At 68.9% G+C, this 23,904-nt stretch carries 20 protein-coding genes; 5 read left to right on the forward strand and 15 right to left on the reverse strand.

What is annotated here, in order from left to right; translation table 11 throughout:
* Positions 1-74 precede the first annotated feature (74 nt).
* On the reverse strand, positions 75-1,838 hold the full coding sequence (locus A4F85_RS08665; protein ID WP_231890500.1) for a multicopper oxidase family protein: 1,764 nt from the start codon (positions 1,836-1,838) through the stop codon (positions 75-77).
* Positions 1,835-2,962: an RCC1 domain-containing protein gene (locus A4F85_RS08670; RefSeq protein WP_063326330.1), complete on the reverse strand. Its 1,128-nt coding sequence runs from the start codon at positions 2,960-2,962 to the stop codon at positions 1,835-1,837. Before A4F85_RS08670 ends, A4F85_RS08665 begins: the two co-directional genes overlap by 4 nt.
* Before the next feature lie 297 nt (positions 2,963-3,259).
* Between A4F85_RS08670 and A4F85_RS08675 the strand changes: the two genes are divergently transcribed.
* Positions 3,260-4,372, forward strand: coding sequence for a DUF72 domain-containing protein (locus A4F85_RS08675; protein WP_063327923.1), 1,113 nt, complete (start codon positions 3,260-3,262; stop codon positions 4,370-4,372).
* Here the strand turns inward: A4F85_RS08675 and A4F85_RS08680 are convergent.
* The 6 genes from A4F85_RS08680 to A4F85_RS08705 form a co-directional block, all read right to left on the reverse strand.
* Entirely contained in the window at positions 4,357-4,686 is a 330-nt protein-coding gene (locus A4F85_RS08680; RefSeq protein WP_016446802.1) for an antibiotic biosynthesis monooxygenase family protein, read from the reverse strand. The genes A4F85_RS08675 and A4F85_RS08680 overlap by 16 nt on opposite strands.
* Positions 4,687-4,736: 50 nt before the next feature.
* Entirely contained in the window at positions 4,737-6,206 is a 1,470-nt protein-coding gene (locus A4F85_RS08685) for an efflux transporter outer membrane subunit (RefSeq protein ID WP_063326331.1), read from the reverse strand.
* On the reverse strand, positions 6,203-9,400 hold the full coding sequence (locus A4F85_RS08690) for an efflux RND transporter permease subunit (protein WP_063326332.1): 3,198 nt from the start codon (positions 9,398-9,400) through the stop codon (positions 6,203-6,205). The genes A4F85_RS08685 and A4F85_RS08690 overlap by 4 nt, the downstream gene beginning before the upstream one ends.
* An 18-nt stretch (positions 9,401-9,418) precedes the next feature.
* Complete coding sequence (locus A4F85_RS08695) at positions 9,419-10,786, reverse strand: efflux RND transporter periplasmic adaptor subunit (protein WP_063327924.1); 1,368 nt, start codon at positions 10,784-10,786, stop codon at positions 9,419-9,421.
* A 166-nt stretch (positions 10,787-10,952) separates the two neighbouring features.
* Positions 10,953-12,377 carry an MFS transporter gene (locus tag A4F85_RS08700; protein ID WP_043820870.1) on the reverse strand — a complete coding sequence of 475 codons (1,425 nt, stop codon included), beginning with the start codon at positions 12,375-12,377 and terminating at the stop codon, positions 10,953-10,955.
* Positions 12,374-13,609 (reverse strand): multidrug effflux MFS transporter, encoded by a 1,236-nt coding sequence (locus tag A4F85_RS08705; RefSeq protein ID WP_013802722.1) that lies wholly within the window; start codon positions 13,607-13,609, stop codon positions 12,374-12,376. Before A4F85_RS08705 ends, A4F85_RS08700 begins: the two co-directional genes overlap by 4 nt.
* Positions 13,610-13,835: 226 nt before the next feature.
* Between A4F85_RS08705 and A4F85_RS08710 the strand changes: the two genes are divergently transcribed.
* Entirely contained in the window at positions 13,836-14,546 is a 711-nt protein-coding gene (locus A4F85_RS08710) for an Lcl C-terminal domain-containing protein (RefSeq protein ID WP_063326333.1), read from the forward strand.
* Between the two features lie 3 nt (positions 14,547-14,549).
* Here A4F85_RS08710 and A4F85_RS08715 read toward each other — a convergent pair whose 3' ends face one another.
* The 5 genes from A4F85_RS08715 to A4F85_RS08735 all read right to left on the reverse strand — a co-directional run bounded on the left by A4F85_RS08715 (position 14,550) and on the right by A4F85_RS08735 (position 18,788).
* Positions 14,550-15,455, reverse strand: a complete 906-nt coding sequence (locus tag A4F85_RS08715; RefSeq protein WP_012205201.1) for an SDR family oxidoreductase — start codon at positions 15,453-15,455, stop codon at positions 14,550-14,552.
* Between the two features lie 28 nt (positions 15,456-15,483).
* Positions 15,484-16,500 carry an NADP-dependent oxidoreductase gene (locus A4F85_RS08720; RefSeq protein WP_013802725.1) on the reverse strand — a complete coding sequence of 339 codons (1,017 nt, stop codon included), beginning with the start codon at positions 16,498-16,500 and terminating at the stop codon, positions 15,484-15,486.
* Positions 16,501-16,598: 98 nt separating this feature from the next.
* Positions 16,599-17,021, reverse strand: coding sequence for a PaaI family thioesterase (locus tag A4F85_RS08725; RefSeq protein ID WP_016446794.1), 423 nt, complete (start codon positions 17,019-17,021; stop codon positions 16,599-16,601).
* Between the two features lie 118 nt (positions 17,022-17,139).
* Complete coding sequence (locus A4F85_RS08730; RefSeq protein ID WP_012205198.1) at positions 17,140-17,931, reverse strand: SDR family oxidoreductase; 792 nt, start codon at positions 17,929-17,931, stop codon at positions 17,140-17,142.
* Between the two features lie 137 nt (positions 17,932-18,068).
* A complete protein-coding gene (locus A4F85_RS08735) occupies positions 18,069-18,788 on the reverse strand; it encodes a methylated-DNA--[protein]-cysteine S-methyltransferase (protein ID WP_063327925.1) in 720 nt (239 codons plus the stop codon).
* A gap of 164 nt (positions 18,789-18,952) precedes the next feature.
* On the opposite strand from A4F85_RS08735, the gene A4F85_RS08740 reads away from it, so the two are divergent.
* Positions 18,953-19,267 (forward strand): hypothetical protein, encoded by a 315-nt coding sequence (locus tag A4F85_RS08740; RefSeq protein WP_013802728.1) that lies wholly within the window; start codon positions 18,953-18,955, stop codon positions 19,265-19,267.
* A 176-nt stretch (positions 19,268-19,443) separates the two neighbouring features.
* Complete coding sequence (locus A4F85_RS08745) at positions 19,444-20,394, forward strand: class I SAM-dependent methyltransferase (RefSeq protein WP_063326334.1); 951 nt, start codon at positions 19,444-19,446, stop codon at positions 20,392-20,394.
* Here the strand turns inward: A4F85_RS08745 and eno are convergent.
* Positions 20,358-21,674: a phosphopyruvate hydratase gene (gene eno / locus A4F85_RS08750; protein WP_063326335.1), complete on the reverse strand. Its 1,317-nt coding sequence runs from the start codon at positions 21,672-21,674 to the stop codon at positions 20,358-20,360. The two genes, A4F85_RS08745 and eno, sit on opposite strands and share 37 nt — an antisense overlap.
* Before the next feature lie 105 nt (positions 21,675-21,779).
* Between eno and A4F85_RS08755 the strand changes: the two genes are divergently transcribed.
* Positions 21,780-22,697 (forward strand): LysR substrate-binding domain-containing protein, encoded by a 918-nt coding sequence (locus A4F85_RS08755; RefSeq protein WP_063326336.1) that lies wholly within the window; start codon positions 21,780-21,782, stop codon positions 22,695-22,697.
* 10 nt (positions 22,698-22,707) lie between these two features.
* Here A4F85_RS08755 and A4F85_RS08760 read toward each other — a convergent pair whose 3' ends face one another.
* Positions 22,708-23,874: a helix-turn-helix domain-containing protein gene (locus A4F85_RS08760; protein ID WP_231890501.1), complete on the reverse strand. Its 1,167-nt coding sequence runs from the start codon at positions 23,872-23,874 to the stop codon at positions 22,708-22,710.
* Positions 23,875-23,904 lie beyond the last annotated feature (30 nt).

Consider the following 23,904-nt stretch of genomic DNA (forward strand, 5'->3'; position numbering starts at 1 on the left):
AGTCCAATGAATTCAAGGGCTTGCAGCATGAAGCCGGAAGGGCGCGGGAATGGCCGATCGGACAAGCCCGGCTTTCAGGGCCGCACATCCACGATCTGCATCATTCCCAGGTCCTCATGGTCCAGCGCATGGCAATGCCAGACGAACTTGCCGTGGAAATCCGCGAACCGCATGCGAAAGGTGATGCTGCCCTTGGTGACCCCCGCCGCCCCGCTGCTGCCCGTGCCCGGTGGCACGGGCAGGGTGTCGGCCCAGAACGGCGTCACCGGCGCGCCGTTGACCCTGACCACATAGCAATCGTTGACGTGGATGTGAAAGGGATGCGGGTAGCCGTTGTAGTTGTAGACCGTCCACTCCTCCACCGCATTGAAGGGCACGGTCTGCACAGGCGTGAGGCTGGAATGGATGGGCGACATGCCCAGCGGCATGGCCTCGGTGCCCACCGCAAACACCGATCGGTTGCCGCCCACCTTCAGCACCCAGCTCTCGCCGGCCGGCATGGGCGCCAGGGCCGGGTCGCGCACGCCCTTGTCCTCGTCGTCGGCCAGCACGGCCAGGCGCAGGACGCGCTGCACGCCACCATGGCTGGCCAGTTCGGCATCGGTGATGGGCGTGTAGTCGCCGGGCCGGCGCAGCAGTGCAGGGTCGGGCACGCGGGCCTGCACGGGCTCGCCCTGGACCACCACCCGGGCCAGCACCTCCTCGAAGGGCTCGTTGCCGCTTGGCCGGTGAAAGGACGGGCACGCGGCCGCGCGCAGGAAATACTCGCCCGGCGCCATCGATGCTTGCACCACCATGGACAGGCGCCCGCCCGGGTAGATGTAGTTGCCGGGCCAGTCGCGCATGTCCAGCGGCTGCCCGGCCGTCTGCCGGCTCAGCGGCCGGTAGATACCGCCGTAATGGTTGCCGTCGCGGCCATAGACATTCATCACATGCCCGTCGAGCACGGGATGCAGCGGGTAGAACGACGAAGGATTGACGATGTGCCAATGCTGCACCTCGCCGGGCCGCATCACGATGGTGGGCTGGTAGGCGCCGTTGAGCAAAAAGGCGCCGGCCGGATTCTGCATCGAGTCTTCCAGCGTATCGGTGCGGCCCTTGGCGTTGACGGTGAGCTTGTGGGCGAACAGCACGCGCTCGCGCATGTTCACGCTGGCACGGAACGGGTCCTGCGCATCGGCCACGATGATGGCGCCGAACATGCCGCTGGAGACCTGGGCATTGGTGGCGCCGTGCAGATGCGGGTGGTACCAGTAGATGCCGCAACTGTGGTCGTCGGGCAGATGGATCTCGTGGTAGCGCGTGGCGCCGGGCGCGATGCCGGCATCCGGCCCGTCCACCACGTAGTCGCCAAACACGCCGGGCCGTATCTCGCGCGGGTCCACGTGCAGGCCGTGGAAATGCATGTTGGTGCTGTTCTGGTGGTTGAGCAGCGCCCAGTCCGAGCCCTGGGGCGAGGCCGGCAGCTGGTTGTGCACCCACATCTTCAGCGTGTCGCCGGGGCGCAGCCACAGCGTGGGCGCCGTGTATCGCCCATTGAAGCTGCGCAGCTCCAGACGCCGCCCGGGCTGCCGATCGGCCGGATAGCGGGCCCAGCGCGCGATGTCGCTGTCCGGCAGGTCCATGTCCATGGACGCATAGCCCACGTTCAGGTGCAGCTCCAGCACGCCGTTGACGGAGCGCAGCGCCTGCGGCTCGGGCAGATCGTCGCGCGGACCGCCTCCACCGCCGCAGCCGGGCAGCACGGCGCCCGCCGTCAGCAGGGCGCCCCATTGCAGCAGTGCCCTGCGGTTCAGGCCCGGGGCGGGCATTGAATGTCCCTGTTGCAGATGCTTCACAGGGCCTCCTTTGCCGTGCCGGCGATTGCGTTGGTTTCGGTCAGGTCATTGAGGGCGTGCAAGGCCAGCGCATGGGGGCGGGACTGGGCCTGGGCCCCGTCCTCGCCCTGGCAGGCGCCATGGCGGTTGTCGCCCCAGGCCCAGCAGCGCCCTCCGCGCTCCAGCGCCAGCACATGCGTGCCACCCACGCTGATCTGCTGCACCGCCGCCAGGCCGGGGACGGCGTGAAAGCCCGCGCGGGGTGCCGCATCGCCCTGGCCCAGCTGGCCCAGGCCATTCCAGCCCCAGGCCAGCACCTGCCCGCCCTGCGTGGTCGCCGCCGAAAAATGCAGGCCCGCCGCCAGACTGCTGAGGCGCTCAGGCACGGCAATGCGCACGGGGCCGGGGCTGTAGGCCGCCTGCAGCCCCTGGTCCAGCTGGCCCTGGTGGTTGGAGCCCCAGCCCCACAGCCGCCCCTTCTCATCCAGCGCCAGGCTGTGCGTGGCGCCCGCCGCCACCGCCACCACGGCCGCAGCGCCCTGCGGCAGCACCACGCGCTGCGCACGGCTGCGCTGCACCAGATCGCCCTGCCCCAGTTGGCCCGCAGCATTGGCGCCCCAGGACCATACCTGCCCCCTGGCATCCAGCGCCAGCGCATGGCCCATGCCCACGGACACGCTGCGCACGGAGGGCAGGCCCTGCACGCGCTGCGCACCGGGCATGGCATCCGACCATCCCCAGAGTGCGCCTTCGCGGTCCTGCACATAGGCCTGCTGCTCACCCGCCCAGATGCGCCGCACCCCGGCATCCTGCCGGCCCAAGGCCAAAGGCCTGGGCACGGCGCCCGCGGCATCGCGGACCTGGGGCGCAACGGCATAGGCCTGGCCATCCGCCCAGGCCAGCAGCGAATGGCCCGCATCCACCAGCCCCTCCCAACGCGTGCCACGGGGGCTCAGGCGCTGGGGCACGGGCTGGGAAAAGCTGCGGTGGCCGATGCGCGTGGCATCGGGCGCACAGACCTCGGCAGCGTCCACGCCTTCGGGCAGGGTGCGCAACACCTCCAGATTGCCCCAGGCGAATACGCCCTCCGATGTGATGAGCACGGACCGCTGCGGGCCCGCCACTACCTCTTCTATGGTCAGCATCACCCTCTCCTTTGCGTGTTTTGCGTGTTTCGCGTGTCTTGGGGCACCCCGACACGGCGGTACAGCTGCCCGTGAGGTGTCAGTGCGGATTGTTCAAAGGAAGCGGGTGGGTGGCAATCACTGAAAACTGTGATTCCTCAAGAGCGCCTTAGGCTCCGTCAATCGATACCGCCCCAGGCCTGCGACGCGGCATTGGCCTCCAGGCACATCGCCAGTGCGGCCGGGGCCTGCGTGGCCTGAGTGCCTACGCGGGCTGCGCTGGCGCAGCGGCATCATGGACAATCCATGCTCCAGCCCATGCAAGACGATCTGTTTGGCGCGCCGCCCTCACCGCCGCCCTCCCCACCCTCTTCAGCCCCGGTCCCGCCTGCCGCCAGCGCGGCGCCTGGCGGCCGCAAGCCGGCATCCCGCAAGGCCGTCGGCGCCGTGCAGCTGGCGCCCCAGGCCCTGCAATGGCAGGCGCTGGCGGACCAGCTTCCGCAGGGCTTGCGCATGGGGGTCTCCACCTGGTCCTACCCGGGCTGGGAAGGTTTGATCTGGGATGGCGCCTATGACAAAAGCGTGCTGGCCAAGAAGGGACTGGAGGCCTATGGCCGGCATCCGTTGATGCGAACGGTGTGCGTGGACCGCAGCTTCTGGAGGCCGTTGACGGCCAGCCAGTACCTGGCCTTCGCGGGCCAGGTGCCGGCCGATTTCCGCTTCGTGGTCAAGTGCCCTTCGGTGGTCACCGATGCGCAGGTCCGCGACGAGGACGGCAAGGGCATGTCGCTGAACCCCGTGTTCCTTCAACCCGATCTGGCCGTGACCAGCTTCGTCGAGCCCACGCTCGAAGGGCTGGGCGAGCAGCTCGGCGTGCTGGTGTTCCAGCTCAGTCCCATGACCTGGGGCCTGTTGAGCCGCCCCACCGAACTGCTGGCGCGGCTGCAGGCCATGCTGGACGCGGTGCGAGCGGCGCTGGCCGCCCATCCGCTGGGCGCGCAGATCATCGTCGCGGTGGAAGTGCGCGACCCGGAGCTTTTGACGCCCGAGCTGGCGGACACGCTGCGCGCTGCGGGCGCCACCTTCTGCCTGGGGCTGCACGGCAAGATGCCCCCCATCGAAGAGCAATTGGTTTTTCTGCGGCGGCTGTGGCCCAGCCCCCTGGTCTGCCGCTGGAACCTGAACCGCGAGTTCGGGGCCTACGGCTACCCCGATGCGCAAACCAAGCACGATCCCTTTGACGAGATCCGCACGCCCGATGTGCACACGCGCGCCATCCTCGCCAAGACCATCGATGGCATCACCAGCCGCGGGCTGCCCGCCTTTGTGACGGTGAGCAACGATGCCGAAGGCTGCGCGCCGCGCTCCATCGCGCTGCTGGCCGAGGCCGTGGTGCAAGCGCAGGCGGCCCGGATTCAGCGCTTGCCGTAGGCGCGCTCCACGCGGGCCACGCGCAACTCATAGTGCTCGTACCAGGCGTCCTTGCCCAGTTGCTGGGCGACCAGGTGCTCGGCATCCTGCTTCCAGCGCGCAATGGATTCGGCCGTGGACCAGTACGACACGGTGATGCCGAAACCGTCTTCGCCGCGCGTGCTTTCCGCGCCCAGGAAGCCTTGCTGCTGCGCGGCCAGGTCCACCATGCGCTGGGCCATGAGGCCGTAGCCATCATCGTCGTCCGGCGTCCTGCGCGACGAGAAGATGACGGCGTAGTAAGGCGGCTCGGGGGTGTTGGCAAAGGGGCTCATCGTGGTCGGGGCGGCATGTTCTGCGGGACCGCGCAATACACCGCCCGCGCTCAGGAATTCGCCGGTGCCGAGGCGGACGACGCCTGCACCTGCTCGCCGCCCAGCACCTTCCACAGCGTGACGCGGTTGAGCTGCTCGGACAGGCGCAGGCCGATCAGGGTCTGCTGGGCCGTGTAGAGGCTGCGCTGCGCATCCAGCACGGTCAGGTAGTTGTCCACGCCGGCCTTGAAGCGGGCCTCCGACAGGTCGAAGGCCTTTTGCGTGGCGGCGACCATGCTGGTCTGGGCGGCCAGGCGCTCGTCCCACTGCGCGCGGTCGGCCAGCACGTCGGCGGTTTCGCGGAAGGCCGTCTGCACGGCCTTCTCGTACTGGGCGATGGCGATGCGCTGGTTGGCCTCGGCCACCTGCACGCCCGCACGGTTGCGGCCACCGTCGAAGATGGGCAGGCGCACCAGGGGGATGAAGCTCCAGGTGCTGCTGCTGCCGCCAAAGAGGCCGTCGAGCTCGCGGCTGCCCGAGCCCACGCTGGCCGTGAGGCTGATGGTGGGGAACATGGCAGCGCGTGCGGCGCCGATGTTGGCCTCCATGGCGCGCAGGTTGTTCTCGGCGGCCTGGATGTCGGGGCGCACCAGCAGCACGCTGGAGGGCAGCGGTGCAGGCACGGGCTGCAGCGCGGCCGCGGGCCGGGCATCGGCGCGCAGCGTGGCGGCGCCGGGCAGCAGGGCATCGGGCAGCGGGCCGCCCACCAGCAATTGCAGGGCGTTGCGGTCACGCTCCACCTGGGAGGTGAAGCTGGCCACATCGCCGCGCGCCGTGTCCACCGTGGTCTGGTTCTGTGCCAGCACCAGGCCCGATGTGGAGCCAATTTCGTGCATGCGCCGCGTCAGCTCGTAGGCCTTCTCGCGGCTGGCCAGGGTCTCGCGCGCCAGCTGCAGGCGGGCCTGGTCGGCCGCCAGCGTGAGCCAGCCGTTGGCCACATCGGCCACCAGGCCGATCTGAACATTGCGCCGGTTCTGCTCGCTTTGCAGGAACTGCTGCAGCGCCGCCTCGCTGAGGTTGCGCACGCGGCCCCACAGGTCGATCTCATAGCTGGCAAAGCCCAGCTGGGCCGTGTACTGGGTGCTGACCGAGGCCGCCTGGGTGGCGCTGGTCATGCCGGCGGCCGTGCGCGCACGGCTGGCCTGTGCCTGGGCGGTGACGCTGGGCAGCAGGTCGGCGCGCGTGATGCCGTACTGGGCGCGCGCGCGTTCGATGCTTTCCACGGCCACGCGCAGGTCGCGGTTGTTGGCCAGGGCCAGCGCAATGACCTCGCGCAGCTGCTGGGACTGCACCCAGCCCAGCGCGGCGGCAGCCTGCAGGCTGGCCTCGTCGGCCTGGGCCGGCGTTGCGGCCGTGCTGCCCACGGTATCGGGCACGGGCATGTCGGGCGTGCGGTGCTGCGGCGCGAGGTTGCAGCCAGTCAGCAGCGCCGCCAGCGCCGCCGCTGCGGCCAGTGCGGAGACATTCGTTGGGCGCCTCATGCTGCGCTCTCCTTTGCGGTATGCGGTGAATCAGGTGATCCGGCAGTGGGCTGGGGCGCGTCGTCCTCGGTGCGCGAATGGCTCTTGAACCAGCTGCGGATCAGCAGGAAGAACACGGGCACCAGGAAGATGCCCAGCACCGTGGAGGCCAGCATGCCGCCGAGCACGGCCGTGCCGATGGCATTGCGCCCGCCCGCGCCGGCACCCGTGCCGATGGCCAGCGGAATGACGCCGAAGCCGAAGGCCAGGGAGGTCATCAAGATGGGACGCAGGCGCAGGCGCACGGCCGAGACCACCGCGTCGAAGATGCTCTTGCCCTGCTCCTGCAGCTGCACCGCAAATTCCACGATCAGGATGGCGTTCTTGGACGCCAGGCCCACCGTGGTCAGCAGGCCCACCTGGAAGTACACGTCGTTGGTCAGTCCGCGCGTATAGGTGGCGGCCAGCGCGCCCACCACGCCCAGCGGCACGGCCAGCATCACCGACAGCGGCACGGTCCAGCTCTCGTACAGCGCCGCCAGGCACAGGAACACGAAGAGGATGGAGATGGCGTACAGCAGCGGCGCCTGGGCGCCGGACTGGCGCTCCTGCAGCGAGGCGCCGGTCCACTCGTAGCCTATGCCGGCCGGCAGGGTGCGCAGGATGTCCTCCACGATCTGCATGGCCGTGCCCGAGCTGACGCCGGAGGCGGCGCGGCCTTCCATTTCGTAGGCCGGGTTGCCGTTGTAGCGCATGAGCTGGGGCGAGCCGTAGGCCCAGTAGCTGCTGGAGAACGAACTGAACGGCACCATCTCGCCCTTGGCGTTGCGCACCGTCCATTTGGCGATGTCCTGGGGCAGCATGCGGTGCGGCGCATCGCCCTGGATGTAGACGCGCTTGACGCGCTCGTTGTTCAGGAAGTCGTTGACATAGGTGCCGCCCATGGCGCTGGACAGCACGCTGTTGATGTCGGTGTACGACAGGCCGAGCGCGGCGGCCTTGCGGTCGTCGATGTCCAGGCGCAGCTCGCTGGCGTCTTCCAGGTTGGTCATGCGCAGATTGGTGAGCTCGGGGCGCTTGCGGGCCTCGGTCAGGAATTTCTCCTTGGCCTCCAGCAGCGCCTGGTGGCCCAGGCCGTTCATGTCCTTGATCATGAAGTTGAAGCCCGAGCTGGAGCCCAGGCCGCGCACGGCCGGCGGCAGCACGACCAGCACGCGCGCATCGCGGATGGCGGACAGGTCTTTGGTCGCGCGGTGCGCGATCTCGGAGGCCGACTGGCCGGGCAGCGGACGCTCCTCCCAGGTCTTCAGCCGCACGAAGGCGCGTGCCGAGGCCTGGTCGCCGTTCAGGCCCGAGACCTGGTAGAAGCTCACCACGTCGGGCTGCTTGGCAAAGTAGTCGCGCACCTCGTCGAGCACACCCTGCAGCCGCGTATCGGCCGCGCCCGAAGGCAGGTTGATGTTGACGAAGACGAAGCCCTGGTCCTCGTCCGGCAGGAAGGAAGTGGGCAGGCGCGCCATCAGCAGCCAGACCACGCCGCAGACGGCCAAAAAGATCAGCATCATGCGCTTGGCGCGGCGCAGCGAGTAGGCCACCGTGCCCTGGTAGCGCGCGGCCGTGGCGTCGAAATGGTGGTTGAACCAGCGGAAGAACCGGTCGTTCACCCCCAGGATGCCGCTGCGGATGGGGCGGTCATGCCCTGCCCCGCCCGCTGCGGGCGGCTTGAGCAGCGTGGCGCACAGCGCAGGCGTCAGCGTCAGCGCCACGAACACCGACAGCGCCATGGCCGCGACGATGGTGATGGAGAACTGCCGGTAGATCACGCCCGTGGAGCCGCCGAAGAAGGCCATGGGCACGAACACGGCCGACAGCGTCACGCCGATGCCCACCAGGGCCGGCGTGATCTCGCGCATGGACTGGCGCGTGGCCTGCTTGGGCGACATGCCCGTCTCGTGCATCACGCGCTCGACGTTCTCCACCACGACGATGGCATCGTCCACCAGAAGGCCGATGGCCAGCACCATGGCGAACATGGTCAGCGTATTGATCGAGTACCCGGCCAGCGACAGCACGCCGAAGGTGCCCAGCAGCACCACGGGCACGGCGATGGCGGGGATCATCGTGGCGCGGAAGTTCTGCAGGAAGATGAACATCACGATGACCACGAGGATCATGGCCTCGCCCAGCGCGCTGACCACTTCCTTGATGGAGGCGCGCACGAAGGGCGTGGAGTCCGAGCTGACGAAGTAGTCGATCTCGTTGGGGAAGAACGGCTTGAGCTCGGCCAGCTTGGCGGCGATGGTGTCGGCCACCTGCATGGCATTGGCTCCATCGGCCAGCACGATGCCCATGCCCGCGCCGGGCAGGCCGTTGAGCTTGGCCTTGATGGTCAGGTTGTCGGCTCCCAGCTCCACGCGGGCCACGTCCTTCATGAGAACCACCGAGCCGTCCAGCGAGGACTTGAGCACGATATCTTCGAACTGCTCCACCGTCTTGAGCTTGGTGCGCGCCGTGATGGTGGCGTTGAGCTGCTGGTCGGAGACGGCGGGCAGCGCGCCCAGCTGGCCGGCCGAGACCTGGGCGTTCTGCGAGTTCAGCGCATTGACCAGATCCGACGGCATCAGCGCGTACTTCTCCATCTTGGCCGGGTCCATCCAGATGCGCATCGCATAGTTGGTGCCGAAGACGTTGACATCGCCCACGCCGTCGAGGCGGCCGATCACATCGACCAGGTTGCTGGTCAGGTAGTCGCCGATGTCGACCGCGGTCATGGCCGGGTCCTTGGAGAAGAAGCTGTAGGTGACCAGGAAGTCCTGGCCGCCCTTGTTCACGAACACACCCCGGCTCTTGACCGCATCAGGCAGGCGGTTCACGGCGGACTGCAGCTTGTTTTGCACCTGCACCTGGGCCACGTCGATGTTGGTGCCCGGCGCAAAGGTCAGCGTGGTGCGCGCACGGCCCGAGGCGTCGGACGTGGAGCTCATGTAGAGCATGTTGTCGATGCCCTTGAGCTGCTGCTCGATGATCTGGGTCACCGAGTTCTCGACCGTCTCGGCCGAGGCGCCCGTGTACTGCGCGCCGATGGTCACGCGCGGCGGCGCGATGTCGGGGTATTGCTCCAGCGGCAGCGTGAAGATGGACAGCGCGCCGCCCAGCATGATGACGATGGCGATGACCCACGCGAAGATGGGCCGGTTGATGAAGAACTGAGCCATGTGACGGGTTCCTGCGGCTTAGCCGGCGGCGGGAGCAGGAGCCGCTGCCGGTGCAGGAGCTGGAGCTGTAGCAGGCGCCTTGTCCGCAGCGCCAGGTGCTGCCGGCCCGTCGGCCGGCTTGCCCTTGCGGGCCTGGGCTTTGGCGCGCAGGTCCACCTCCACGGCGCGCACCTTGTCGCCGGGCTTGATGCGCTGGAAGCCATCGACCACCACGCGTTCGCCGGCCGACAGGCCGTCCTGCAGCAGCCACATGTTGCCCACGGCGCGGTCGATGTTCACGGGCCTGCGCTCGATCACGTCGTCGGCCTTGGCCACCAGCACGCTGGCCTTGCCGGTCAGGTCGCGCGTCACCGACTGCTGGGGCACCAGCAGCGCCTCGGGCGCCAGGCCCGTGGGCAGCAGCGCCTGCACATACATGCCCGGCATGAGAACGCCCTGCGGGTTGGGCACCACGGCGCGCAGCGTCACGCTGCCCGTGGTGGCATTGACGATCACGCCGGCAAACTGCAGCTTGCCCTGGTGGCTGTAGTCCGTGCCATCGTCCAGGCGGATGCGTACGGCCACCTTGTCGCCCTCCACCTTCTGGAAGCGCCCGGCATCCCAGTCGCGCTTGAGCTGCAGCAGCTCGCTGGTGGACTGGGTGAAGTCCACATACATGGGGTCCAACTGCACGATGGAGGTCAGCGCCTCGGTCTGGTTGGCCGTCACCAGCGCGCCCGGCGTCACGGTGGACAGGCTGATGCGCCCACTGATGGGCGCCTCGATGCGGCTGTACTTGAGGTTGATGCGCGCGGTCTCCAGATTGGCCTTGGCCACGGCCACGTCAGAGCGCGACTGGGCTGCGGCGGCCTGGCTTTCCTCGAAGGCCTGCTGGCTGATGGCATCGATCTTGACCAGCTCGGCATTGCGCCGCGCCGTGGCCTCCAGCGTGCGGGCGCTGGCCTCGGACTTGGCCACGGCCGCCTGGGCGCTGGCCTCGGTGGCGCGCAGCGAGGCCGCGTCGATCTGGTAGAGCTGCTGGCCCTGGCGCACCAGCGCGCCCTCGGTGAACAAACGCTTTTGCACGATGCCCGATACCTGGGGCCGCACTTCGGCGGTCAGCGAGGCGCGCGTGCGGCCCGGCAGCGTGGCGTCCAGCTGCTGGCTCTGCTTTTGCAGCGTGACCACGCCCACCTCGGTCGCGGCCTTGGCCGTGGCGGCAGGTGCGGCATCCTTCTTGGAGCAGGCCGCAAGGCTTGCGGCCAGCGCCAGTGCGCACAGCACGGCGGTGCCGATGCGCCGGCCGCCGGCCGGCGAGGCGGAAGCTTGTACGTGCCCTGCGCCGGGCTGGGAATCGGAAGGCGCCGCAAGGCGCGGGCTCGGCGAAAAGGGCACGTCAGAAATCATGGGAGCAGCGAAGTCGTTGGGGGCATCGCACGATTGTGCAGTGCCCATATTTCTTGTTTGTAAAGCGGATGGCATGCCACCGAAATCTCCTGGCAAGTCCATCCAGGATGATGCATGTGTCGGAGCGCGCCGACACATGCAAGTTCAATGCCATTTACGGGCCTGTTCAGTGCTTAGGCACGGGTGCCGTGCGCACGCGCAGCAGGCTGAACACGCCCGCCATGGCCGCAAAGCAGCCCGCCACGGCCAGGGCCACGATTTCGGCATGGCCGCCATGCCCGCCCGCGAAGGTGAAGATGGTGGCCAGCACCACGGCGCCCAGGGTCTGTCCCGTGAGCCGCGCCGAACTCAGCATGCCGCCGGCCGCGCCGCTGCGCGCCAGGGGCGCCGTGGTCACGATGGTGTGGTTGTTGGGCGACTGGTACAGCGCAAAGCCGCTGCCCGCCAGCAGCATGCGCCAGACCATGTCCACGGTCGAAGGCGCATCGGGCATGGCCGCCAGCGCCCACAGCCCGCAGGCGAACATGGCCATGCCGATGCCGCCCAGCAGCCCGTCCGCATAGCGGCCGATGAGCCGGCCCGCGATGGGCGCCGTCAGCACCGTGGCCAGCGGCCAGGCCGTGATCAGCAGCCCGGCCTCGATGGGCGACATGCCGTGCGACTCCAGCAGCAGGAACGGCAGCGCCAGGTAGGCCAGCATCTGCGCGCAAAAGGCACTGACCGATCCGCACATGGACAGCGCAAACACCGGAATGCGCAACAGGTCCACCGGCAGCAGCGGCGCGGGCAGGCGCCACTGGCGGCGCACATACCAGGCGCCCACCAGCAGGCCCGCGCCCAGCAGCCACCAACCCGAAGGCAGGGAAGAATCGGCACCGCCGGCGCGCACGCCCAGCTGCTCGCCGCCCAGGAAGATCAGGCTGAACATGAGGATGTTGAGCAGCACATCCAGCGGCGACAGCCGCGCCCCTGCATGGCCGGCCACGGCATTGGCAGGCAGCGCGCGACGCCCCAGCCACAGCGTGAACAGGCCCAGCGGCAGATTGGCCGCAAACAGCCAGGGCCAGCTGGCCACCGACAGAATCGCCGCCGCCACCGAGGGCCCGGCCATGGATGCCGTCGCCACCACCAGCGAATTCACGGCCATGCCCCGCCCCAGCAGGGCACGCGGATAGATCAGCCGCACCAGGGCGGCGTTGACGCTCATCACACCCGCAGCGCCCAGGCCCTGCAGCGCCCGCGCCGCCACCAGCGTGGGCAGCGACGTGGCCAGCATGGCCGCCAGCGAGGCCAGGGAGAACACCAGCATGCCCACCAGATACACGCGGCGGTAGCCCAGGCGTTCGCCCAGGGCCGCCAGCGGCAGCAGCAGCACCAGGCTGGCAAGCTGGTAGGAATTGACCACCCACAGCGTATGGGCCGAGCTGGCCTGCAGCTCGCGCGCCATGGCCGGCAGTGCCAGATTGACCAGGGTGCTGTCCAGCACCGACAGCGTCAGCCCCAGGATGATGACCAGCATCGCCTGGCCGCGAGGGCCTGACGGAAGTCCATCGTGGACAGGCGCAGCCTCTGCCGCGGGTGCCAGGCTCATGAATGGTCCTTTGCGCCCACGCGATGGGCACGCGCACCACCCAGCGTGATCCAGGCCAGGGCCACACCGATCAGCGCGCCCGTGGCCATGCCCACCACCATGGGCAGGGGCTTGCCCGTGGAGAACAGGCCCACGATCTGCATGGCCGCAGCGCCCGACAGCATCTGCAGCGTACCCAGCAGCGCCGAGGCCGTGCCGGCAATGGCGCCGTGCTCCTCCAGCGCCAGCACCGAGGTCGTCGGAATCACCAGCCCCATCAGCGCGCTGGCCACGAAGTACAGGCCGATCAGCACGGCCAGCCGCTCACCGCCCAGCAGGTAGTACGACAGCAGCGACAGCATCACCAGGCCCGAGCCGGTGGCCGCCACCTTGACCACACGCACCAGCCCGAAGCGCTGGCCCAGCCAGCCCGTGAACTGCGCCGCGCCGATGAAGGCGATGGCGTTCAGCCCGAAGGCCAGGCTGTACTGGGTGGAGCTCAGTCCGTAGTAATTGATCAGCACAAAGGGGGAGCCAGCCAGGTAGACGAAAAAGCCCGCCATGGCGCAGCCGCCGATGAAGACCAGGCCCAGGTAATGCCAGTCGCGCAGCAGCACGCCGTAGGCGCGCAGTGCGCCGGCCACGCTGCTGTCCAGCCGCGCGGCGGCCCCGCGCGTTTCCTTCAGGCCCATGAACACGGCCACCAGGCCGATCACGGCCGCCACGGCCACGGCCCAGAACACGCCGCGCCAGCTGCTCACGGCAATCACGCCGCTGCCGGCCAGCGGCGCCAGGATGGGAGAGACGCTGAACACCAGCATCAGCAGCGACATCATGCGGGCCGCCGCGTGGCCGGTGTGCAGGTCGCGCACCACGGCGCGCGGCACGGCCATGCCGGCGGCCGCGCCCAGGCCCTGGATGAAGCGCAGCACCACCAGCGTCTCGATGCTGGTGGCCATGGCGCAGCCCACGCTGGCCAGCGCGAACACGGTCAGGCCGAAGTACAGCGGCGGCTTGCGCCCCACCATGTCCGAGACCGGCCCGTACAGCAGTTGGCCCACGCCCAGCGAGAGGAAGAAGGCCGTCAGGCTGGCCTGCACCGCGCCCACCTGGGCGCCCAGGCTGCTGCCGATCTGGGGCAGCGCGGGCAGGTACATGTCGATGGCAAACGGACCGATGGCCGAGAGCAGGCCCAGGATCAGCACCAGGCGCAGTGTGTGGGAATCAGGGGAAGCGGGAGAAGAGGAAGGCATAGACGCAGACATAGACGCGCCATTGTGGCGGCAAGCGCGCGGGGCTGCAGGAGGCTGCTCACATTTCCTGGGCATGCAGCCCCGCGCACCTGGCGGTGGCGGCTTGCCGTGGCACAAATTCAGAAGCCCGCAATCCTGTTACGCTCTGAAACGAGATTGCCACCCGAGAGGCCAACCCACCTTTTCATCGCTGCAACTGCCATCGCCATCGCCACTGCAACACACCATGCGCCCATCCCTGCCTTCCCTTCCACCGGCCCTGAATGCATTGCCAGGGCCCCTGCTCGCCGCCCTGCTGCTGGGTGTTTGCACGCTGGGTTCTGCCCAGGCAGCGCAGCGAGAGACACAGCAGGAGGCACAGCGCGGCCCCAGGCCCGGCGCCGCTCCTGTGCTGGAAGTATCCGAAGACGGCCGCGACGTGATTGACCGGCGCGCCCGCCTGCTGTGGCCGCGCTGCGTGGAAGGCATGCACTGGAATGGCAAGACCTGCACGGGCCTGCCGGAGCTGTTCACGCACAAGCAGGCACAGGCCCTGGCCGCCGAGCGGGCCAAGCAGGACGGCGTGCGCTGGCGCCTGCCGCGCGTCAACGAGATGCGCCGGCTGATCTCGCGCGATATACGGCCGCAAGGCCTGTCGCCCGAGCTGTTCCCGGGCGCACCGCGTGGCTGGCATTGGACGGGCACGGCAGCGGTGAACGCGCGGCCCGTCAATCCCTACAACTACAGCAACATCTCGGGCAGCGCCGTTACGCAGCTGTCGGCCCAGCAGGCCTGGGCGATTGACCTCGACAGCCTGGAGACGCGGCCCGACATGGGGCGCGGCAACCAGCTCATGGTGCGGCTGGTGCGGCCCCTGCCCTCCGCGCCGCCCGATGAAAAGGCCGAGGCTCCCGCCAGGCCAGCCCCCCACAGGCCGGACCCGGACGAGGAGGACTGACGCTCAGGCCGCGCGCAGCGAGGCCTTCAAGCTGGCGCCCAGTTCGGGCTTGTGCGCGAACGGGTCGGTGGGATTGCGCCCCTGCACCACATCTTCCATGCGGGTCTGGACCGAGCCCAGCGCCTGCGGATGGCTGTAGATATAGAACTGGTTGGCCGCAATGGCGTCGAAGACCTTCTGCGCCACATCGGTGGCCGTGACCTTGCCCGAGCCCACGGCCTTCTCGCTCATGGCCTGGCCGATCTTCTGGCTGGCCGTCAGCGGCTGGGCGGCCAGATGGCTGGGCCGGTTGCGCTCGCTGTGGCTGATGCCCGTGGGCACGAAGAAGGGGCACAGCACGCTGGCGCTGATCTGGTCGGAGACCAGGGCCAGGTCCTGGTAGAGCGTCTCGGTCAGGCTCACCACGGCATGCTTGCTGACGTTGTAGATGCCCATATTGGGCGGCGCCAGCAGGCCGGCCATGCTGGCCGTGTTGACGATGTGGCCCTCGAAGGACGGATCGGCCTTGGCCGCCTCCAGCATCATGGGCGTGAACAGCCGCACGCCGTGGATCACGCCCCAGAGGTTGACGCCCAGCACCCACTGCCAATCTTCCAGCGTGTTCTCCCAGACCAGCCCGCCCGCGCCCACGCCTGCGTTGTTGAACACGAAGTGCGGCGCGCCGAACTGCTGGCGCACCTCATCGGCCAGGGCCTGCATCTGGGCTGCGTCGGACACATCCACGCGGCGCGCCAGCACGCGCACGCCCTGCCCTTCGAACTCGGCGGCGGCCCTGTCCAGCGCCTCCTGCTGCACATCGACCAGCACCAGGTTCATGCCCAGCTTCGCGCCAATGCGCGCGCACTCCAGCCCGAAACCCGAGCCCGCGCCCGTCAGCACCGCCGTCTTGCCCTTGAAGTTCTTGATCATTCCCTTGTCTCCTGGTTTTTGTGGTGGTTCAGATCAATTTGACGAGTTGCTTTCCGAAGTTCTTGCCCTTGAGCAAGCCCAGGAAGGCCGAGGGTGCGGAGGCAATGCCTTCGGCAATGCTCTCGCGCGGGCGCAGCTTGCCGGTGCCCACCAGGCGGCCCAGTTCCTGCAGTGCCTCGGGCCAGACTTCCATGTGCTCGCTGACGATGAAGCCTTCGATGCGGATGCGGTTGATCAGGATGAGCGCGGGATTGGTCATGGGCAGCGGCGTGCCGTCGTAGCCGGCGATCATTCCGCACAGCGCGATGCGAGCAAAGGCGTTGGTGCGCAGCAGCACGGCGTCGAGGATGTAGCCGCCCACGTTCTCGAAGTAGCCGTCGATGCCCTGCGGGCAGGCGTCCTTGAGCGCCTTGGCCATGGTCTTGGTGTCGGGGTGCTCGCGGTAGTCGATGCAGGCATCGAAGCCCAGCTCCTCGGTGGCGTAGCGGCACTTCTCGGGGCCGCCCGCAATGCCCACCACGCGGCAGCCGCGTGCCTTGGCCAGGGCCGCGAAGGCGCTGCCCACGGCGCCCGTGGCGGCGCTGACCACCACGGTCTCACCGGCCTTGGGGGCGATGATCTTCACCAGGCCGTACCAGGCCGTAACGCCGGGCATGCCCACGGCGCCCAGGTAGTGCGACAGCGGCACGTGGGTGGTGTCCACCTTGCGCAGCATGCCGGGCGCATCGCCATCGACCACGCTGTACTCCTGCCAGCCACCCATGCCCACGACCTTGTCGCCAACCGCAAATTTGGGATGACGGCTTTCCACCACCTCGCCCACGGTGCCGCCGATCATCACCTCGCCCAGCGGCTGCGGCTGGGCGTAGCTCTTGCTGTCATTCATGCGGCCGCGCATGTAGGGGTCCAGGCTCAGGTAGTGGTGGCGCACCAGCACCTGGCCTTCGGCCAGCGCGGGGGTCTCGGTCTTGGCAAGGCGGAAATTGCTTTCCACGGCTTCGCCCTCGGGGCGGTTGTCGAGCAGGATCTGCTGGTTCACGGGCATGGGAAAACCTCCGGTGGCATCACAAACAATGGAACCAGTTCCCGGTGCTGCCGGGGCTGGCGTGTGGCATTGGGTATCTGGCAAATTCGCCGTGCGGATCAGTCCGTGGCGAGGGTTGTCTCGGCGGCGGCCGGCTTGGCCACGCGCGGCATGTACTTGAACGTTCCGGTGGCATGGCTGCACAGCCGGCCCGAGGCATCGAACACGCGCGCCTCGGTATAGGCCATGGAACGCGTGCGGTGCAGCACCACGCCCTTGGCCACCAGGGGGCCGCGCGCCGGCTGCATGAAGCTGGTCTTCATCTCGATGGTCACGCAGCCCATGTCGCGCTGCAGGCTGCGTGCGGCCACGGCCATGGTCACGTCCAGCAGGGTCATGGTGGCGCCGCCGTGGGTCACGTCAAAGGTGTTCAGGTGCTCGGGACGCGCCTCGAAGCGCAGTTCGGACTCCCCGTCCTCCATGCGGTGCAGGGTGAAACCCAGGTGGTCGACGAAGGGGATGGGGTGGCCAAAATCCAGCACGAAATTCTCCAGTTCAGATCGCAATGGAGCCGAGCATAAGGGCGCCCGAAGGCACCATGGCGCGCGGCGGCCCGATCTGCGGGAAAAACTGTCACCTCGGCAGCAGCGCCGCTGGGGCTCAACCGCCCACCAGGGCGCTGACGCCGCCGTCCACGGCCACCCACTGGCCCGTGATGTGCTTGCCCGCGTCGCTGGCGTACAGCAGGGTCAGGCCCTTGAGGTCTTCATCGTCGCCCAGGCGGCGCAGCGGGGCGTGGGATTTCATTTCATCCTCGCCCAGGGTCTCGATCAGCACGCTGGCCATCTTGGTCTTGAAGAAGCCCGGGCAGATGGCGTTGACGTTGATGCCGTGCACGCCCCACTCGCCGGCCAGCGCGCGCGTGAAGTTGATGACCGCGCCCTTGGAGGTGTTGTAGGCAATGGTCTTCATGCCCAGCGGGTTGCCGCCCAGCCCTGCGATGGAGGCCAGGTTGATGATGCGCCCGGTCTTGCGCGGGATCATGCTGCGCCGCGCGATCTGCTGGCTCAGCAGGAAGTAGCCGCGCACGTTGAGGTTCATCACCTTGTCCCAGGCGGCCACCGGGTGCTCCTCGGCCGGCGCGCCCCAGCTGGCGCCTGCGTTGTTGATGAGGATGTCCACCTGGCCCAGGCGCTCCAGGGTCTCGGCGGCCAGGCGCTCGATGTCGGCCTCGTTGGCGCAGTCGGCGGCGATCCAGCGGGCGTCGATGCCTGCGGCCTGCAGCTCGGCAGCGGCTTCCTCCAGGTCGGCGGCCTTGCGCGAACTCAGCATGATCCTGGCGCCCGCCTCGCCCAGCGCATGGGCCATCTGCAGGCCCAGGCCGCGCGAGCCGCCGGTCACCAGAGCGGTCTTGCCGGTGAGGTCGAAAAGTTGCTGCACATTGCGAGTCATTCGTCTGTCTCCTGCGCCGGGTCTTGTGTTCCGGTCATGGTTGGAATGGAGGGCGGCCATCCCCAAGCGGAACAGCCTGCAGCGGCGATTGTGCAAGCCGCCCTGCCGTGCCGCATGTCACATGCGTGTCCGGCCCGTCAATCCCCGAACAGCGAGCGCGTGCCGCCCCAGGCCGCACCCTCGATCTCCAGCATACGCAGCTTGGTCAGCGCGCCGCCGCCGCCCGAGAAACCGCCCGGCTGGGCGCCGGCAGCCAGCACGCGGTGGCAGGGAATCACGGGCGCAAAAGGGTTGAGGCCCAGCGCCTGTCCCACGGCGCGCGAAAGGCCCACCTCGCCCAACTCGCGCGCAATCTCGCCATAGGTGCGCGTATGGCCGGGCGCAATGGCGCGCGTCAGGTCATAGACACGGCGGTGAAAGTCCGACACGCCGTGCCAGTCCAGCGCCAGCCCGGCCAGATCCGGCAGTGCCTCGCCTGCGGGCAGCATGCGCCGTGATCGCAGATCGGGCAGCACCGGGCCGTCACGCAACTGCTGTGCGCTGGGCGCGGAAGGCTCCAAGGTCCATTCGCCATGGCCCGCCATGAGCACCTGCACGCCGGCGATGGCCTGTGCCACGCTGGCCGGCAGGTCCTCGGCCCGCGCCGCTGCGGCGTAGCTGCCCGGTCTGCGCAATTGCACGCCGCGCAGCATGCGCGTGCGCGTGGCGGCCGGGCCGTCCACCTCGGGCAACTGAAAGGCCACCAGGCCGCAGGCGCCCCAGGCCACGCCGCAGGGCCCCACGCGCGTGGCAAACAGCGCATGGCCCGTGGCTTCGGGGTCCCAGGCCGGGCTGCCCGTGGTCGATTCGTTCGTCATGGCGATGGTTTTCTCCTTGCAGGCGATTGTGGCCGCATGGCTGCAGCCGCTGCCCGGCAGCGACCCCACCGGGATAACACTGTAAAAAAACACCGGAAAAATACTGGATGCGCAGCCAGTTAATACTGTATATTTCGCCAGTCATCATCCTCACCTCGTGAACCATGGACATGCAAGAAGCCGCCTTCACCGTCACCTTGTGTGACTACCCCAACCTGCCCGAGCAGGAACGCAACAAGGCCGAGGCACGCTATGCCCGCGTGCTCGAACGCCAGCTCGGCAGCGCCGAGCAGGTCAGTGAAACCCTGTACCTGGTAGAGGGCCTGGAAGACACGCCCCCTGAAGAAATCAGCGACGACGCCAAGCTCGCCTTCGCCCGCTGGATGAAGGCTGCGCGCGCCGCCACCGAGGCCGGCATGCAGGGCCTGGGCGACGGCGAATGCAGTTTCTTCGAGGTGCGGCGCGGCTGGCGGCATTGAGCCTGCCCACAGCACCGCTGAATGGGGCCTGAAACCAGGTTTGCCCGGGTTTGCCTGGGCAAGGCCCCAAACTGCATACACTGGCAGACCTTTTCGTCGCCCCCTGCCTGGAACCATACGGTCCCGTACGGTTCCACCCGGCACACCCGGCGCCCCTGCCAGATCCAGCCCCTCCCATGCAAGCCCTGCTCGACGCCATCGCCCGGATGGCCCTGCCCTCCGACGCCCAACGCATCTTCCACGGCCGTGGCGGCCTGTACCCGGGCTGCGAGCATCTGGTGCTCGATGCCTTCCCGCCCGTACTGGTGCTCACCAGCTTCCAGCCGCTGGACGATGACGCCCTGGCCGCCATCGGCACAGCGCTGTCACTGCGCTGGAGCGAACTGGCACCGGACCAGCCCCTGAACTGGGTCTACCAGCTGCGCCAGCCCGCCGCGCCCGCCGAAACGCGGCTCATGGCCGGCGAGGTGCCGGACCCCCACATCGTCACCGAGGCCGGCACGCGCTACCGCGTGCAGGTGCTGCGCGGCCAGAACCACGGCCTGTTCCTGGACATGGCCGAAGGCCGGCGCTGGGTGCACGCGCATGTCGCCAACCATCCCGAGCACCGCCACGGCATCAAGGTGCTCAACCTGTTCGCCTATACCTGCGCCTTTTCGGTAGTGGCCCTGCAGGCCGGGGCGCGCCATGTGATGAACATGGACATGGCCCAAGGCGCGCTGGCCACGGGCCAGCAGAACCACCGGCTCAACGATCTGTCGGGCGCCAGCTTCCTGGCCCACGACATCTTCAGCAGCTGGGGCAAGATCACGCGCGGCGGGCCGTACCACCTGATCGTGGTGGACCCGCCCAGCTACCAGAAGGGCAGCTTCGTCGCCACCAAGGACTATGCCCGCCTGATGCGCCGCCTGCCCGACCTGCTGCGCCCCGGCGGCCATGTGCTGCTGTGCCTGAACGCGCCGGAGATGGGTACGCAGTTCCTGACATCGCAGATGCAGGAAGTGGCGCCCGAGCTGGAGTTCGTCGAGCGCCTGGCCAACCCGGCCACCTTCGCCGACATCGACGCCGAGCGCAGTCTCAAGGTGCTGGTTTACAAGGCACCAGACACGGCCGACACGGGTTCCTGACCCGACCGGCCCTTGAGCGCACGGCGCCCCGCATAGACGGCGGCCGGGCCCAGTTCGCGCTCGATGCGCAGCAGCCGGTTGTACTTGGCCGTGCGGTCGGCGCGCGACAGCGAGCCGGTCTTGATCATGGCGCACTGGGCCGCCACAGCCAGGTCGGCAATGCTGGTGTCCTCGGTCTCGCCCGAGCGGTGCGACATCACCACGCCGTAGCCGGCGCCATGCGCCAGGCGCAGCACGTCCCAGGTCTCGGTCAGCGTGCCGATCTGGTTGATCTTGACCAGGATGGCGTTGCCCACGCCCCGGGCAATGCCGCCCTCGAACAGGCCGGGGTTCGTGCAGAACACGTCGTCGCCCACCAGCTGGCAGCGTCCGCCCAGGCGCCGGCCCAGGGCCTGCCAGCCCTCGATATCGTCCTCGGCCAAGCCGTCCTCGATGGAGACGATGGGGTAGTACTCCACCAGTTGCGCCAGGTAGTCCACCTGCTGCTGGCGGCTGCGCACCAGGCCCTCGCCCGCGTAGCGGTAGCCGTCCTCGCCATGGAATTCGCTGGCGGCAGGGTCCAGGGCCAGGGCGATGTCCCTGCCAGGGCGCAGGCCGGCGCGCTCGATGGCGGCCATCAGGTGGTCCAGCGCCTCGGGCGCGCTGCGCAGGGCGGGCGCAAATCCGCCCTCGTCGCCCACGTTGACGCTGTGGCCTGCGGCCTTGAGCGCATGGCGCAGCGTGTGGAAGACCTCGGCGCCCATGCGCAGCGCCTCTCCGAAGCTGTCCGCCCCCACCGGCAGCAGCATGAACTCCTGGAAGTCCAGCGGATTGTCGGCATGGGCGCCGCCATTGATGACATTGATCATGGGCACGGGCAGCACGCGCGCCTGGGCGCCGCCCATGTGCCGCCACAGCGGCATGCGCTGGCTGGCCGCCGCCGCGCGGGCCACGGCCAGCGACACGCCCAGCAGCGCGTTGGCGCCCAGCCGGCTTTTGCCTGGCGTGCCGTCCAGCGCCATCATGGCCGTGTCGATGCGGCCCTGGGCGTCGGCCTGCATGCCGCGCAGCAGATCGCGCAGCTCGGTGTTGACGGCCTGCACCGCCCCCAGCACGCCCTTGCCCAGATGGCGCGAAGCATCGCCGTCGCGCCGCTCCAGCGCCTCGTACCGCCCCGTGGAGGCGCCCGAGGGCACCAGGGCCAGGCCGCGCGCGCCGTCCTCCAGTTCGACCTCGACCTCCACGGTGGGGTGGCCCCGGCTGTCCAGCGCCTCATGGGCCGCGATATCGGTGATCTGCATGGAAACTCCTTTTCGTCAATAAATTGAACTGTGCAAAGGAGCTGGCAAGCCTGCACAACTCCAATGAGCAGGCATCCATACTAGAAATCACGGCGATGCGGGACAATGCAGTTTTTCTGCCCATACGTCAGCTTTTCTGACGAATTGATTGCCATGAGACAACTGCCACCGCTGGCCGCCCTGCGCGCCTTCGAGGCCATTGCCCGCACCGGCTCGGTGACACGCGCGGCCGAGGAACTGTGCCGCAGCCACGGTGCCATCAGCCGCCACCTGCGCCTGCTGCAGGAGCATGCGGGCGCGGCGCTGTTCGAGAAAGAAGGCACGGGCCTGCGCCTGACCGAGGCCGGTGCCGCCTTCCATGCCTCGGTGCGCACGGCCTTCGACCAGCTGGAGGCCGCCTATGCCCAGCTGGCCCGCGACGCCCAGGCACCGGGGCTGCATGTGGCCTGCAGCGCCACCTTTGCCATGCGCTGGCTGGTGCCGCAGCTGGCGGTGTTCTACCGCAGCCACCCGCATATCCGCATCCGCCTGTCCATGACCTCGGCGCGCGAGATGCGCCACGAGGGCGCCGACCTGATCATTGCCTGGGACCTGTCCACCTACGCCGAGGCCGACCGCCGCCGCGCCATCGAACTGGCGCCCGTGCACTTCGGCGCCGTGTGCACGCCGGCCTATGCCCGGCGCCGGCCCGCCAATCGCGCGCGCATTGCACATGAGTACACGGCCAGCGCCTGGAACCAGTGGGAAGCCCTCACGGGCCAGCCCGTGGCCCTGGGCGAGACGCTGGCGTTCCCGCACACCCACCTGTGCATAGAGGCGGCACTGTCGGGCCTGGGCGTTGCCCTGGTGGAGCAGCGGCTGATCGCACGCGAGCTCAAGGAGGGGCTGCTGGTGGCGCCCCATGGCTTCGTGCCCTTCGAGGGCGGCCTGCGCGCCGTGCCCGCCGCAGGGCGCACGCTGCCGGCCCAGGCGGGAGTCTTCATCGAATGGATGCGCAGCGCGCTGGCCGTCGTGCCGGCATAGGCCAGACGGCCTAAGCCCTACCCCATTCGCGCAGGCGCCTGTACAGCAGCCCGCGCGAGACGCCCAGCATGCGGGCGGCCTGCGAGATATTGCCCTGGCAGCGGGCCAGGGCCTGCTCGATCAGCTCGCGGCTGGCCTCGCCCAGGGAAGACGGTGCCTCGGACGGCGCCTCGGCGGGCGGTGGCAGGGCCTCGATGGCCGGCAGCACCTCCTCGACCTGGGAAGATGCCTCATCCAGCCTCGCCTCCATCCACAGCGTCAGCCCCGTGGGCAGCATCTGCGGGCGCGCCTGGCCGTGGTGGGCCAGCTCCAGCAACTGGTTCAGGCCCAGGCCGAAGACTTCCTCTGCCGCCAGCCCCTCGGCGGGCCGGCGCGGGCTGTCGAACAACTGGGCACCCACGCCGTTGAACCAGCGCACCATGCCTTCGCCATCCACGGCGGCCAGCCCTTCCAGCGGCGTGCCGAACATGCTGCGGCTGGACTGGAAGCGCAGCAGCAGGTGCATGCGGGCGGCGCCCACCAGCAGCCGGTTCTCGATGCAGGTGGCGTACATGTGGGCCATGGCGCCCGCATCAAAGCGAAAGGGGCCCGCCTCGCTGCTCAGGTCCAGCATGGCCACGGTGCGCCCGCTGGCGTCGCGCACGGGCGCGGCCGCGCAGTGCAGCGAGGCCAGGCAGCGAAAGAAATGCTCGCCGCCATGCACATGGCAGACCTCGCCCGTGCGCACGGCCACGCCGGGTGCGCCCGTGCCCACGGCATCCTCGGCGATGTTCACACCCACGCGCGCAGCCGTCAGCAGCAGCGGGCCGTCGCCCGGCGTGGGGCGCGAGGCGATCAGCACCACGCCCTCGCTGCAGGTCAGCATGGCGCGCGCCTGGCTGCCCGCGATCACGGTCTCGAGTTCGGCGATGGGGTCGCGCGCCGCCTCGATCAGCGCGCGGTTGTGGGTCAGCAAGGTGGCCGTGCGGATCTTGCTGACCGGGTCGAAGCTGATCTTTTCGTCGGGGCTGCGGCTGGCGCCCAGGCAGCGCGTCCAGGACTGCAGCACGGGCTCGGACACCAGGCCCGAGGGGCGCTCGCCACGCTCGAAATAGCGCTCGCGCGCCAGCGCCACCCGGTCCTGGCGCGTGGCATAGAAGGGGTTGGATGGCAGTGGGGCGGGAGGCGGCTGTTGCATGACGGACATCAAAACTGCCGCGATTGTTGT

The sequence above is a fragment of the Delftia sp. GW456-R20 genome (assembly GCF_001622915.1).
Classification (GTDB): domain Bacteria; phylum Pseudomonadota; class Gammaproteobacteria; order Burkholderiales; family Burkholderiaceae_C; genus Comamonas; species Comamonas acidovorans.

Excerpts from the sequence above, each read along its gene's own strand:
- A4F85_RS08710 (WP_063326333.1), top strand. The coding sequence starts at position 13,836 with ATGCGCCCATCCCTGCCTTCCCTTCCACCGGCCCTGAATGCATTGCCA.
- A4F85_RS08755 (WP_063326336.1), top strand. The coding sequence starts at position 21,780 with ATGCAGTTTTTCTGCCCATACGTCAGCTTTTCTGACGAATTGATTGCC.
- A4F85_RS08715 (WP_012205201.1), bottom strand. The coding sequence starts at position 15,455 with ATGATCAAGAACTTCAAGGGCAAGACGGCGGTGCTGACGGGCGCGGGC.
- A4F85_RS08690 (WP_063326332.1), bottom strand. The coding sequence starts at position 9,400 with ATGGCTCAGTTCTTCATCAACCGGCCCATCTTCGCGTGGGTCATCGCC.
- A4F85_RS08685 (WP_063326331.1), bottom strand. The coding sequence starts at position 6,206 with ATGAGGCGCCCAACGAATGTCTCCGCACTGGCCGCAGCGGCGGCGCTG.
- A4F85_RS08735 (WP_063327925.1), bottom strand. The coding sequence starts at position 18,788 with ATGACGAACGAATCGACCACGGGCAGCCCGGCCTGGGACCCCGAAGCC.
- A4F85_RS08760 (WP_231890501.1), bottom strand. The coding sequence starts at position 23,874 with ATGCAACAGCCGCCTCCCGCCCCACTGCCATCCAACCCCTTCTATGCC.
- A4F85_RS08700 (WP_043820870.1), bottom strand. The coding sequence starts at position 12,377 with ATGAGCCTGGCACCCGCGGCAGAGGCTGCGCCTGTCCACGATGGACTT.
- A4F85_RS08675 (WP_063327923.1), top strand. The coding sequence starts at position 3,260 with ATGCAAGACGATCTGTTTGGCGCGCCGCCCTCACCGCCGCCCTCCCCA.
- A4F85_RS08740 (WP_013802728.1), top strand. The coding sequence starts at position 18,953 with ATGGACATGCAAGAAGCCGCCTTCACCGTCACCTTGTGTGACTACCCC.
- A4F85_RS08705 (WP_013802722.1), bottom strand. The coding sequence starts at position 13,609 with ATGCCTTCCTCTTCTCCCGCTTCCCCTGATTCCCACACACTGCGCCTG.
- A4F85_RS08720 (WP_013802725.1), bottom strand. The coding sequence starts at position 16,500 with ATGCCCGTGAACCAGCAGATCCTGCTCGACAACCGCCCCGAGGGCGAA.
- A4F85_RS08670 (WP_063326330.1), bottom strand. The coding sequence starts at position 2,962 with ATGCTGACCATAGAAGAGGTAGTGGCGGGCCCGCAGCGGTCCGTGCTC.
- eno (WP_063326335.1), bottom strand. The coding sequence starts at position 21,674 with ATGCAGATCACCGATATCGCGGCCCATGAGGCGCTGGACAGCCGGGGC.
- A4F85_RS08730 (WP_012205198.1), bottom strand. The coding sequence starts at position 17,931 with ATGACTCGCAATGTGCAGCAACTTTTCGACCTCACCGGCAAGACCGCT.
- A4F85_RS08680 (WP_016446802.1), bottom strand. The coding sequence starts at position 4,686 with ATGAGCCCCTTTGCCAACACCCCCGAGCCGCCTTACTACGCCGTCATC.
- A4F85_RS08745 (WP_063326334.1), top strand. The coding sequence starts at position 19,444 with ATGCAAGCCCTGCTCGACGCCATCGCCCGGATGGCCCTGCCCTCCGAC.
- A4F85_RS08695 (WP_063327924.1), bottom strand. The coding sequence starts at position 10,786 with ATGATTTCTGACGTGCCCTTTTCGCCGAGCCCGCGCCTTGCGGCGCCT.